12 protein-coding genes are annotated in these 12,492 nt (G+C 36.3%); 4 read left to right on the top strand and 8 right to left on the bottom strand.

The window, feature by feature from the left end; all coding sequences use genetic code 11:
• Genes CH364_RS11535 through CH364_RS11520 form a run of 4 tightly spaced genes read left to right on the top strand, consistent with a single transcriptional unit; the run spans position 1 to position 3,596 of the window.
• Complete coding sequence (locus CH364_RS11535; RefSeq protein ID WP_100744035.1) at positions 1–615, top strand: MotA/TolQ/ExbB proton channel family protein; 615 nt, start codon at positions 1–3, stop codon at positions 613–615.
• A gap of 2 nt (positions 616–617) precedes the next feature.
• On the top strand, positions 618–1,019 hold the full coding sequence (locus tag CH364_RS11530; RefSeq protein WP_002973390.1) for an ExbD/TolR family protein: 402 nt from the start codon (positions 618–620) through the stop codon (positions 1,017–1,019).
• Positions 1,016–1,669, top strand: coding sequence for an energy transducer TonB (locus CH364_RS11525; protein WP_100744034.1), 654 nt, complete (start codon positions 1,016–1,018; stop codon positions 1,667–1,669). The genes CH364_RS11530 and CH364_RS11525 overlap by 4 nt, the downstream gene beginning before the upstream one ends.
• 10 nt (positions 1,670–1,679) lie before the next feature.
• The gene (locus tag CH364_RS11520; protein ID WP_100744033.1) at positions 1,680–3,596 is read left to right on the top strand and encodes a sensor histidine kinase; all 1,917 of its coding nucleotides are present in this window, start codon (positions 1,680–1,682) and stop codon (positions 3,594–3,596) included.
• Here the strand turns inward: CH364_RS11520 and CH364_RS11515 are convergent.
• From CH364_RS11515 to CH364_RS11480, 8 genes are all read right to left on the bottom strand, one after another.
• The gene (locus CH364_RS11515; protein WP_100744032.1) at positions 3,568–4,140 is read right to left on the bottom strand and encodes an SCO family protein; all 573 of its coding nucleotides are present in this window, start codon (positions 4,138–4,140) and stop codon (positions 3,568–3,570) included. The genes CH364_RS11520 and CH364_RS11515 overlap by 29 nt on opposite strands.
• Positions 4,122–5,192, bottom strand: coding sequence for a multicopper oxidase domain-containing protein (locus CH364_RS11510; RefSeq protein ID WP_100744031.1), 1,071 nt, complete (start codon positions 5,190–5,192; stop codon positions 4,122–4,124). Before CH364_RS11510 ends, CH364_RS11515 begins: the two co-directional genes overlap by 19 nt.
• A gap of 26 nt (positions 5,193–5,218) precedes the next feature.
• Positions 5,219–5,530: a PLDc N-terminal domain-containing protein gene (locus tag CH364_RS11505; RefSeq protein ID WP_100744030.1), complete on the bottom strand. Its 312-nt coding sequence runs from the start codon at positions 5,528–5,530 to the stop codon at positions 5,219–5,221.
• A gap of 18 nt (positions 5,531–5,548) precedes the next feature.
• A complete protein-coding gene (locus CH364_RS11500; protein WP_100744029.1) occupies positions 5,549–7,519 on the bottom strand; it encodes a right-handed parallel beta-helix repeat-containing protein in 1,971 nt (656 codons plus the stop codon).
• A gap of 77 nt (positions 7,520–7,596) precedes the next feature.
• Positions 7,597–8,223 carry a TetR/AcrR family transcriptional regulator gene (locus CH364_RS11495; protein WP_100744028.1) on the bottom strand — a complete coding sequence of 209 codons (627 nt, stop codon included), beginning with the start codon at positions 8,221–8,223 and terminating at the stop codon, positions 7,597–7,599.
• A complete protein-coding gene (locus tag CH364_RS11490) occupies positions 8,220–10,166 on the bottom strand; it encodes an ABC transporter permease (RefSeq protein ID WP_100744027.1) in 1,947 nt (648 codons plus the stop codon). Before CH364_RS11490 ends, CH364_RS11495 begins: the two co-directional genes overlap by 4 nt.
• Positions 10,167–10,169: 3 nt before the next feature.
• Positions 10,170–11,114 (bottom strand): efflux RND transporter periplasmic adaptor subunit, encoded by a 945-nt coding sequence (locus CH364_RS11485; protein ID WP_100744026.1) that lies wholly within the window; start codon positions 11,112–11,114, stop codon positions 10,170–10,172.
• The gene (locus CH364_RS11480; RefSeq protein WP_100744025.1) at positions 11,104–12,453 is read right to left on the bottom strand and encodes a TolC family protein; all 1,350 of its coding nucleotides are present in this window, start codon (positions 12,451–12,453) and stop codon (positions 11,104–11,106) included. Before CH364_RS11480 ends, CH364_RS11485 begins: the two co-directional genes overlap by 11 nt.
• Positions 12,454–12,492 lie beyond the last annotated feature (39 nt).

Genomic DNA, 12,492 nt, shown 5'->3' with positions numbered 1-12,492 from the left:
ATGCAAGAGTATGTAGAAATAGGTGAAGAATTAGTTTTTATTGCAATGGCAGTGGCGAGTGTGATCGCACTGGCAGTATTTGCTGAGAGGTTAATTTATTACAAAAAATCTCTAGGTAAAAAAAACGAGGACTATTTAACGGAAGTTAGAACTTCCTTACAAGAAGAACCAGAAATTCACTGGAAAACTGATGCAGGTGAAGAATCAATTTACACACGATTCATTCAATTTGCTTTAAACCAATTGAAACTTGGCAGAAAAGGATTAGATGAAAGTTTAGATGGCCAAATTTTATCCGAAAAATTGGAATTAGAAAAACGGTTACCAATCTTAAATACATTGGGTAACAATGCTCCATTTATCGGATTATTAGGAACGGTTCTCGGTGTCATCAAAGCATTCTATGGATTGGGAACTTTAGGAAGTTCTGGTGCTGAAGTGGTCATGCGGTCAATTTCGACTGCACTCCTTGCAACAGCAGCGGGTCTTGCAGTCGCCATTCCTGTGGTAATGGCTAATAATTATTTTTCTAGAAAATCCAAAGTCATCCTACAGAATTTGGAAATTCTGAAAAAAGAACTACTCTCTTATCAAATGAATAAGACAAAGGTATAATTATGGCTGGTGCATCAGGTTCTCAAGACGAAGAAATTGGAAGTATCAACATCACACCCATGGTGGATGTGATCTTAGTACTACTCGTTATTTTTATGGTAACTGCAAACTTCCTTAAAAAAGAAAGTTTAAATATTAATTTACCAAAAGTGCAAGCTGCTGACCCGAACGTTGCGGAATCAGTCCAAGTAGCACTAACAAAAACAGGTGCAATTCTCTTAGAAGGGAAAGACACGGACATTTCAGGTTTAGTTCGCAATCTTGAAAGAGAAGCAAAAATTAGACCTAACATGCGTTTAACTCTTTCTGCAGACGAAAGCCTCCCTTATGGAAAAATTACGGAGCTGATGGGAATCATCCGAAAAGCGGGTGTTACAAAAATTGCCCTCAGTGTAAAAAAATGAAACGCCTTGCGGAATTATTGGTTTCACTCAAACATTCCATCAAACAAAATAAAGAACGTTTATTTCATATTTGTTTGATTGGTAGTTTGTTTGTCCATACCGCAACTTACGCCGGTTATAAGATTAGTCAATTACGTGGTGATGAGGTTGTTGAAGAATCAACCTTCGAAGATGTGGATGTAAGTTTTGAGGAAATTCCTCCAGAACTTATTGGTGGTACTTCTTCCCCTGCACCAGTAGAAAAACAAGAATGGGTAGAAGGAAGTAACAAAGACAAAGCCGACGAACCGGACAACTCAGATCTCAATCCAAACCAACTTTCTGGAAATGGGACTGACAAAGATGGATATCTTTTTTCTTTCAATGGAGACAAGATGCCAACTGCAATCATTGATTTTGATTTAAAGGAATATTTTCCTCCGCAAGCTAAGGCGGCAAATATCGTTGAGAAACAAGTTGTTTTACTAGTACAAGTAAATGAAGATGGAAGTCTTCAATCTGCTAAAATTGTATCTGGTCGAGCTGGATACGGATTCGAAGAGGCAGCTATGAAACTCATCAAACGTGTTCGTTTTAGCCCTGGTTATGTGCAAGGACAACCCAAAAAAATGGCACACAGACTTCCAATTTTATTTTCCCTAGAAGACTAACGCTAGTTTCATGAAACCTTTTTGGAGCAGATTTTTAGAAAAACCAACTCTATCAATCTGCCTCCTATCACTTGTCATAACAGTCTCCATAACGTCATATACATATTCTTTATTAAAACCGACAGATACTTCTTTGTCAGAGTATTATCTCGCAGAAAATACAGAATACTTTGTGGGGGATATCCCAACTGATGATTACGGAAAAATTGATTTTCAGAAAATGCATAAAGTGTATTGGGAATCGATTTTTGGCTGGATCAATGATTCTGAACTCCAACGAATTACAGATTCCGAATTTATTTGGTTACGTTCGAAAGCATTCCCCAATCCCAAAGGGAAGGAAGATCTTTTTTTATTATTAGAACATGGCGGCTTGAATATAGAGATATTTAATGAATATGGAGATTCCATTTTTAAGTATGGAAATTTTTCAGAACAAGAAAGACTTCCCAATATTTTCCAATCCAAGTTTGATTGGGTCAAAGTCCCTAATGATGATTCAAAATATTATTACCTAAGATTGTATCACAAAAAAGGTATTCTCTTTCTCATCTCAATTGTAGAAAATTTAGTTGGAAAACAAACTGCACTCTACCGAGAAATCGCTTTAAAGAATTTAACACCTATTTTCTTTCATTCATTTTTTCTGATGATCGGAATTATATGTGCTCTGGTATTTTCCATTGAATTCAAAAAACGATACAACATACTTCTTGATTTTGCGGCATTTTCCTTATGTTTTGGATTACTTGGACTTACATCCAACGTACTCATTCGATATTTATTTACTAATTCAGAAACATTATTCATTCTTACGACGATATCTTCCAATTTTGTCTTTATACCAATGTTATCAGGAGTGCGACGTCTCTTTGGAAGCGGAAGTTATAGATTACTAGATATACTTATTTATCTAGATGTGTTCATTTGCACATTGACTACTATATTGGTTTTTTCACTTCCATTCTATGATCTATCTCATTCACTCCTTATTAGTAGCAGAACTTTTTTCATCTTATTCAATCTTTTGAATATTCTTGGACCAATATATATTACCTTTGAATCTTGGAAAAAAGGAAATCCAGATGCCTTTGGACATTTTATTGGTTTTAGTGTTACTCTCCTTCTTGTAATCCTTGAAATGTTCATTGCAATCAAATCCAATGATAACTCTACAAACAAAGTGGTTCTTTGGGGTGTACTTTTTGGTGTGATCTCTCAAGGTTTTGCCTTAGAACGTACGATTTTTGCTAATAGACAAAAAGCCCAAGTGTACAAAGAAGATTTATTAAAAGCAGAAAAATCACTTAAAGAAAGCCAACTCAAAACTCTTCAAACAAAAATGAGTCCTCATTATTTATTCAATTCTCTAAATACAATCCATGCACTTCATAAAATAAAACCAGAGTTAATTGGCGATGCAATCTTAAGTCTTGCCAACAATTATCGATTTATCTCTGATCGAACTGATAGAGATTGGATTCCTTTTGAAGAAGAATGGAATTTTTTAGAAGACTACTTGCATCTTCAAAAATTAAGATTTTATGATACAATTCAGATTGATTTTAAAAAATCGGGAGATTTTTCTTCAGTAATTCTTCCTCCATTATTACTCCAACCTATTATTGAAAATTCTTTTAAACATGGGTTTCGCGGTTCCGCGGAAGAGCAGTTCCAACTTTTTATACATGCAAAAATGATTCGGGATTCTGTTTTTAGTTTTGTTGTTTATGACAACGGAATTGGTATTTCTGAAGATTTACTTTCTGACAAAACAAAATTATTAGCAAGGTCTCTTGGAAATATCAAGGAACGCTTAAAAAATCTTTATACAGAATTTAGTTTTGAAGTGACAAGAAATTTCCCCGAAGGGGCAAGAACCGAAATTGAAATTATTCTTAATTCTCGTGTTCCGCAAATTCCCTAAGTTTAGTGGCAATCGCATTCGCTGACACTCCACCTGGAAAATTGGCAAGTGTATTCAAATCTTCATCTAACACATAAATAAAATTGGAATGATCGATTCGGTAATTTTTTCCATTCCCAACTTTTTCCCTTACAATTCCAAATAAATCTGTGAGTTTCGTTAATGATTCTGCATTGGGAGATAGTGCTGTTAAATTTTTTCCAGGAAAATTTTGAACGTAATTTTTGAGAGTTGTTGGAGAATCCCTTTCAGGATCAAGAGTTACAAAAATAAATCGAAAACGATTTGATTTCTCACCTAATATCAGTGAGGCCCTACCAAAGTTTGTTAAAGTCAAAGGACACATGTCAGGACAATGAGAAAATCCAAAATAAAGAACAGATTTTTTTTCTGACCAAAACTGCGGATCTAATAAACTTCCATCTGGCTTAACAAAGGATAGGTGTTTCCATTCTTCTTTGATGTGATCTTCTTTGGATTTACAAAAAAAACTTAAAGTGAGAACAATTAAAATAAATACAAATTTTATACTGCGACGATCCAACCCATTCCTCCATTTTCTGCCATATGTGTTTGGTGTGGATGAAACATATATCTTCCTTTTTTCTTAAGAACAAATTCTATCACCACGCGTTCTGTTTGTCCCAGGGATACCACATCAGAATGTCCATCAGGAATCGTACTACCTAAACTTCGAATGATATCAAAGGTTTGTGCATGCAAATGGAAGGTAATGATTGGTTCCCTTTCCATCATATTTTGAATGTAAAAACGAACTCGTTCCCCAACAGGAACTTTCATTGGATATCTGTCATAAATTCCCGCAATTCCATTCCAAGTATAATAGTCGTTTCTCCCCTTACCTTTGGTATCCCATCCAGAAAATGTTAAAACAAATTCGTGTGCGGGTTTACGTTTGACAGGTGGATCTACAAGCAATGCACCATACAAACCTTTGGCGGTATGTAACATAAGTGGAGGAACATGGCAATGATAAGGATGAAGTCCAACTGGACCCGCTTCTATTTGATATGTCCTTTCACCGAAAGCAGGGATAGGTTCCCAACCATCTTCTAATGGATCATGAGTCCCATGAAAATGTAAGGAATGAGGATCAGGACTTGAATTTTTTACATGAATACGAAGTGTATCTCCCAAATTTGCCCGTAGAACTGGGCCTGGAACCAATCCATCAAAGGTCCAAGCAGGATAATTGACATTATGTGCTATATTCATACTCAAAGGAAAAAGATTTAAATTAAAATCTTTCGTCTTACTTTTCGTATTGGAATAGTTAGGTGGGTAGTAGAATCTCTCGGTATACTCTTCTTTAATAAAAAAAGGAGGATGCGCCATACTTCCATAGGTATTTGTAGCACGTAAACTTCCGCCAGCGCCTATCGAGTTTTGATAGTTATCGCTAACGGTTGGTGTGGTCACAATTCCAAAGTTTGTAGCAGAGGATGAATTACCAGGATCAGAAGGTCCACAAATTTCCTCAGAATTTCGAATGTTATTTCTCATGGAACCAAACAAGGATCCCACAAAACCCATCACCCCAAATCCTATCGTTGTTAAAAAACTCTTCCGATCCATAAATAAACTCTCTCTTATTTATAACACTAAATGTGAGAAATTAAACTTAGAACCCACACAAGAATAAAAACTCCAAGCCCACCGCCGACAGCAATTTGTTTGAATTTTTTTTCGTATTCCTTATCAGCAAACAAAAGATAAATGGCAGGCCCAAGAACCGGGATTACCAAAATCACAAGTGACCAAATGATTTGTTTTGTTGTATCCATATCTTTTTGTTTGGACAATCCAAACAAAGCCAAAGGAGCCCATACCATCGTTAAAACGAAGGGAAGGTAATATGCGTAAGATCCAATAAAATAAGTCCAAAAACCTGGGTTTGCAAAAGTTGTTTCCATAAATAATCTCCTAAATGATTATACAGACGGTTCCGTTACCGCTGTCATCGCATAACCGGCATAAGCCAGAATTGTAAAGAAAAGTAAAATACCACCAAAGACAACGGTATTTCGAACGGCTCGTGAAACCTTAGATTCTTTAGAATATAAATAAATCAAAGAACCAATAAATGGTATGAGTAAAATCAACCAAAAGTAAGAATCTACTTTTGTGCCTTTCGCAGAGAATCGATCCAAAATAGAAAGTCCTGTCCACGCTGCAAATATGGCGAATGGAAGTAGATAACCCATCAAATGAAAATACCAAGTTTTTAAAGTACCTGGGAAATGAACTCTCCATCCAGAGGTATACATTTTATTTGATGCTATATCAAACTCTGCTTGGCTGAGTTTTGGTAACTCCGCAGTTTCAATCAAACCTTTGTTAGCTTCGAATACATCGTGTGCGGGAGTTACATTCGCCAAACTTTCTTTAGGCATGTTCATTTGAGACCCAGGGATTGGTTGGTTTTTATAAGAGCCTAATACAAATTCACGAAGGTTTGCTTGCACAAACAAAGCAAGTAAACCAATACTTGAAGACATATCTCCAGAATGTGGGTAACGAAGCCCTGAACAAGACTGTAGAGAGTCCAAAAATGGTGGGCTTGACACGCCGTAGGAATTTCCTTCAAAACAGTTTCCTACATTGACTGGACCGCTCAGTGCAATGTCTCCACGACCCGAATGATACACTTTATTGTTTCTTACAACGTTGTTGTTAGAGATCCAAATGTTTTCGTCAATATTCATAGTCACTAAAATTCCATAGTTGTTATGGTTAAAAACCAAATTATCTTCGACTAGGTTTTCTAGTGCACCAAGGAGTGCGATACCATTTCCAATGGAAGGATATTCCAATTTTTTGGAAGGTGCATTGGTATTGTTATTGTCATACACAATGTTTTTCTTAACCACAATTTGTTTTTGTGGAGGAAGTAACTCACGATCCAAAGTGTTAGGACCAATTCCTAATTGGTTTTTTCTCCAAATGGAAGACAAAAGATATAAGTTTCCACTTGAGTTGGTTCCAGAATAACCAAGTGCATTGTTTTCTGAAATTACATCATTAATTATCGCATTACATGGATTACACTGTCCTATATAAAATCCAGAATCAGGAGATCCAGATGCATAGGAATGTTCCATAAGTCCATCTTCTGAATCAAATGCATAAATTCCATAGTCTCCGTTATTATAGGCCGTTAAATAGGAACCACGATATCCTTTTACACCTGTCCAATACACACCATTCAGTGTTGCATTTCTTGTTGTTAGGTTTTCAACAGCAACTCCGTCGGCACCAACAACCATGATTCCGTTTCCACGTAAAAATTCGCCATCAATAATGGTTTCATTACGATCTTCACCACGAATCACAATGGAAGGCGTAGTGACAGTCACCTCTTCTTTATAAATTCCTTTGGCCACAAGAACCAAGTCTCCAGGTGAGGCAGCATCCACTGCATTTTGTATGGTATTGTATTGGGAAGGAACTTTGCGAGTTACACCTGTCCACTTTTTTGATATCTTAGACTTAGCAATGTTCGTCTGAGGATTGTATGTGGCATCACCAATGACAGCTACTCCGGTCATTCCAATTTTGCCATCAGGAGAGGCATGGAAGGAACAGAAATAAGGGTACACCCCTTCTTCTGGGAAAAACACATCGGTATGTGCACCACGAAACATAGCCAAATTCCCAAATGTTTTCTCTGTGGACCAATCTTTGGTGATGGAGATGGCATTGTGAGGGTTGTTTCCTTCGTTCACAAATCGAATTTTACCGCCTTTGAACGTCCGAATGACTGGCGGGTGAAAGGCATTGTCCATCATCGTAACATGGACGAAGGCCGAATTGGCAGGGTCTTCCGAACTACAATGATTCATACCAAACGTTATGAATACTGCAATGAAGATTCCCAATAAATATCTTTTGGTCTGTTTCATAGCTCTTTCCCAGAACATGAGGATTCCCTCATATTTTGAGAATTTTACATCTGTGTTAAAACTTTGTCAATGTTAAATCAAAGGAATGAGGAAAAATATACAAATAAGAGATTTTGTAGCTCGGAAAGGACTGCCTTTTTTTCGGCCGGTTTTCCCTTTCTTTGGGCAATTTTGACGACAGAATCAACAGTTTCGACGATCATCAAAGAACTATAATAGGCTCTTTTTTTATCCACCTTAGGAAACAAATAGAGAATTACTTTTTCTGCTAACGACTTCGCAAAACGTTCATTACTTTCTATATCCAATTTTAATAAGGCTTGGTTTGTATAAAGAATTGAATTGATTAGACGATATCCTTTCACTTCATTTAACGTTCGTTCGAAGGAATATAAGGTAAAATCAATAAATTCATGCGTAAATTTTTTTCTTTTTTTTAGTTCTTCATCTACAAGTTTGAAAAAAAAGTCATGGAGCATCAAATAACAGGATTCGGCATGAGAATAAATAATGGATTCTTTGTTCGGAAAAAATTGATAAATAGATCCAACCGGAATTTCACTTCTTTCGGCAATCAAATCTGTCGTTAAGTCGTCATAACCAACTTCACCTAACAATTCTATGGTTGTATCTATAATTTTTTGATACCTTTCCTTTGAACGTTTTTGTTGCGGAATTTTCCTTGGATTTAATTTTATATTCATTCTGATCTTAAAGCTACTATGGGACTCAATTTCGCTGCATATTCAGAAGGCCACCAGCCGAAAAGAATTCCAATCGATATGGAAAATAGAAAAGCAAATCCAATAGAAGGAAAGGATAAAACTATACTCCAACCAAAGTATTCTTGTAAAAACAAAACAGATAAAATTCCAAAAACAAGTCCAACGATTCCTCCCGTCAAACTGGTCAAAGTAGATTCTATTAAAAATTGTATACGAATATCAGATTCTCTAGCACCAAGGGCCTTCCGTAAACCAATTTCTTTGGTTCTTTCCTTTACAGAGACTAACATAATGTTCATAATTCCAATCCCACCTACAACTAGAGAAACTGTTGCTAGTGCAATGAGCAAAGTAGTCATTGTTTGATTTGTTTCAGACACTGCTGATTGGATATCAGCCATATTCATTACTTGGTAAATATTACCCATTGATTCATTGGTTCCATGTCTCTCATGTAAAAAACGTTTTAAGGAAGTGGTAAATTCCTCTGAAGATTCTGTTTTTTCTAATTCCATTTCCAAACTGTCGACAGCATCTTTGTTTAACAACCTTCGCATAGCAGTATTTATAGGAATCAGAATCACGTCGTCTTGGTCACGAAAACCCGCACTTCCTTTTTCAGGAAGAAGGCCAACTACACGAAATAGAATCCGATTTACTTTTAAATAAGTTCCTACAGGGTTTTTTCCTTCATACAATTCTCTCACAACCGTGTTTCCCACAAGACAAACGAGAGCTCTTTTTTGATTTTCTTCTTCTGTAAAAAATCTTCCTTCCACAGGTTCTAAATTTCTTAATGTTTCGTAATTGGGACTGGCTCCAGTGATATAACTATTCCAGTTTCTATTTCCATAAACAAGTTGCCCTCTTCCATTCACAACGGCAGAGATTTGTTTTACTTCTGGAAATTTTTTGGATACTGCTCCTACATCAAAAACATCCAATCGATTAACAGTACCAGCTTCCAGTGAAACTCCTCCACTACGCATTCCACCTGTTCTTACGATGACCAAATTGGCACCTAACGAAGAGAACTGTTCCTCCACTGATTTTTTGGCACCTTCACCTAGTGCCATCACTGAGATCACACAAACCACACCAAAAAGGATACCAAGTGCTGATAAAAAAGTTCGCAATCGATTTGATGATAAAGAAAACAAGGATTGTATAAAGATTCCTTGAAAAAGGGGCCATCCAGTTTTTCTTTTTAAATTTGTTTTGGGAATGGAACCAGAATCTTTTTTTTTCTTTTTTCCTTCATTCGATACTATCATTCCATCACTCACATGGATAATACGATCACAAAACTCCGCCATTTCTGGTTCATGTGTCACCATCACAATGGTTTTTCCTTCTTTATGAAGACGTTGTAATTCCAACATGATTTCAATTTTACTTTTTGAATCTAAGTTTCCCGTAGGTTCATCAGCAAAAATAATGGGCGGATCGACAAGCAGTGCTCGTGCAATGGCAACCCTTTGTTGTTGGCCACCAGAGAGTTCATTGGGTGTGTGAAAAATTCGGTTCTCCAATCCAACTTTTCGAAGTTGCTCCTCTGCTTTTTCCTTCGTATCATTTACATTTGTATACAAAGCAGGTAAACTCACATTTTGGAATGCATTTGATTTTGCTAATAAATGAAACTGCTGGAATACAAACCCAATCATACTTCCACGAACATCAGACAATACATCGGAGGATTCTCCACTTACCTTTCGACCAAACAATCGATAGGTGCCCGAATCTACATGATCTAATAATCCCATCACTTGCAAAAGTGTTGATTTTCCAGAACCAGAAGGGCCCATAATGGCAACAAATTCGCCTTGGCTAATTTCTAAATCAATTCCTGATAAAACTGGAAATTTTGAATTTCCGATGGTATAGGATTTATTTAAGTTTTGAATCTCGATTGCTAACAAACGTTATCTCTTCGGCATTTTCGGTGAAGAAAATGGGCCATTACTTCCGGACTTTTTTTCTTCCTGTATTTTTTTCTTTCGATAGACCATTTCGTTTTCTTCTAGTCCAGAAAGAATTGCCGTATTTTGTTCATCAGAGTTTCCAATTTGGACCGAAGTTTCTATCAGTTCACCGTCTACTTTTTTTAAAACTTTTCCTTTCCCCGAATTCCCTTTAATAAATTCATTACCTAGAAGTAACACATCTCTTTCTTCAGAGATGATAAAATCGATTGTTATTGACATTCCACTTCTTAAATATTCTGGAATGGTTTTTAATTCTAAATCTACATTATACATGGTCACATTATTTTCTGTAACTGCCTCATATCCAATATGAGTTACTTTTGCTTGAATGGCGACATCCGAATAGGAATCAATGGTGACATTTGCTACTTGGCCAATTTTTATTTTGGAAAGATCTGTTTCGTCAACTTTTGCTTGGATCATCAAATTATCCGAAAGAACATAAAGGATATCTTGTTGCGTCACTGTTTGACCTGGACTGATATTAGAAGCAATCACCAAACCACGTAAAGGTGATATGACAGGTGTTGGTTTATAAAAATCTTCCCATTTTTTAAGTTCTTCTTCTCCTTTGGCTCTGGCTGCATCTAACAAAGCAGCTCTTTCTGTAGAACTCATCCAAGCAATAATTTTACCTCGGGCAACATGGTTTCCTTCATTAACTAAAATGGATTCCACACGTCCCGCAATTGGCGGTTTGATTTCCAATCGGTTTTTGGGGATGGCGGTACCTGTGGCACGAACTGTGACAATCAAATCTCCACGAAACACTTTTGAAGATTCTACTTTTATATTTGGTTTCGATTTCCCAAATCCAATAAAATATATTGCAAAAGAAATGATTACAAATGCAAAGGTTATGAAAACAAATTTAATCTTCATCAAAACACTTTCCTAAATTTCTCAAATATGTAGCTTCTGCCAAACCTAAATCCCTTTTGCCTATCAATAGATTTTTTTCCCGATTGATTAAATCGTTTTCAATGATATCCCAATTTTCAAAACTAATAAGTCCATTCGAATACTGAGATCTAGCAATCATGGCCCGAATCTCAGAAGCTTTATAGAACTCTGTCAATACAACCAATTGTTCTGAGGCATTTTTGAAATTAAGGTGTGACTGCTCTAAGGAAAACGAAAGAGAATTTTTTTTGGCATCTCTTGTGTGGATTGATTTTTCATATTCAGTTTTTGCAATTTTTACGTTATAATAATCTCTTCCACCGTTAAACAAAGGATAGGTTAAATTCAGTCCAAAACTATAATTTCTTGGTTTTGGTAACCATACATCATCTTGTCTAGTGACAGTGGCACTTAAATTTAAATCTGGATAAAATCCTGCTTCTGCTACTCCAATGTTTGCCTGTGCAGCCCGCACTTTCGATTGTTCAGCCATTACAGATGGATGGGATTCTAACAAAGTTTCTTTTTCCTTATCCGAAAACTTTTTTTCTAAAACCGGCTCATAAACAAATTCTGAACTTATATTGATATCTAGTTGGTTGGCTATGACCCTTTCCACTTCGTTTACATTACTTTCAAATAAACGAAAGGCAGAAGATACTTCGAATTCCGATTGTTTTACAAAAGATTCACTCAGTAAAAAACTTCCTTTATGTTCTCGACCCACTTCATAACGAAGTTTTACCAAATCGCGATTTTTTGTACGCCTCTCTCTAATTTTTTCTGAAAGTTGGTGTAATTCTTTTGCATATAACATTTGAGAATAACCAGACTTTAATTCAAAACATACCTTCAGTCTTGAATCATGTAATGTTTGTTTGGCTGCCTGGAGTAATGCTTCTGTTTTTTCAATCCCACTTTTATCCTTGAATCCAGCAAAGAGATTTTGATTTGAACTGAGACCTACCGAATAACGATTGATTGCCGTTGGCCTTGATTCCCCGGAACTACTTTGTTGGTTTGTACTCGAACCTGTTCCAGCCGATCCATTGACCAAAGGATCGTTGACAGTTCCTGATCCACTAAAATTTGCAGAGGATTGTCTTGCGGAAGCTAAAACATTTACGGTAGGCAAATAGGCAGCATAACTTTTTTCGTTCTCAAAAAAAGCTTTATCATAGTCTGCTTTTGCAGATAAAAACTCAGGATTGGATTGTAAAGCTGTTTGCCAAAGTTCTTTAATGAGAATGGGTTTTGCCGATAGAGCAGCGACCGATCCAGAGGTCACAAAAAAAATCAAAGGAATACTACGAAACATCACTATAAACTAAACCTAAGTTTGATTGAAAAAGTTCCA

The organism is Leptospira harrisiae (genome assembly GCF_002811945.1).
Classification (GTDB): domain Bacteria; phylum Spirochaetota; class Leptospiria; order Leptospirales; family Leptospiraceae; genus Leptospira_A; species Leptospira_A harrisiae.
Note: the sequence above shows the minus strand (reverse complement) of the source record. Positions and strands in the feature narration are given on the sequence as shown.